Raw genomic sequence first — 446 nt, forward strand, 5'->3', positions numbered from 1 at the left:
GAGTGGTAATGCCCGCGCTGGGTGGTCAGCGTGTCCAGCACCGCGGTGGCGATCACGGCGGACAAGCCCTTGACGGTGTTGAACACTTCACGCAAGGCCAGGCCGAGGTCGCTCCAGTGGTGGGCCGAGTAGCGGCTGAAGACGAAGTCGAATTCGCCATCGGCGAACGGCAGGCGTTCGGCGGCGCCGTTAACGGTGCTGATATTGGTGAAGCCGCGATCTTGCGCAGCGGCAGCGACCACATCGTGCATCTGCTGGGACAGGTCGTAGGCGACCACGTCCTTGACCAGTGGCGCCACCTGGAAGCTGACATGCCCGGCACCGCACCCCAGGTCCAGCAGGCGAGCAGCGCCCTGCCCGGCCAGTTCGGCCTGCAGCAGCGCGAATTCGGTGCCCTGGGCGTGCAGTGCGGCGCGCTCGCCGGCCATGAAGAACCGCTTGCGGTC

The 446-nt window shown here is 67.0% G+C and carries 1 protein-coding gene; it reads right to left on the reverse strand.

Annotated elements, in window-relative coordinates; all coding sequences use genetic code 11:
• The coding region (locus AC0L3U_RS38480) for a class I SAM-dependent methyltransferase (RefSeq protein ID WP_473364974.1) at positions 1-446 on the reverse strand (446 nt) is incomplete at both ends.

It is taken from the genome of Bradyrhizobium sp. Kon69, from assembly GCF_055807515.1.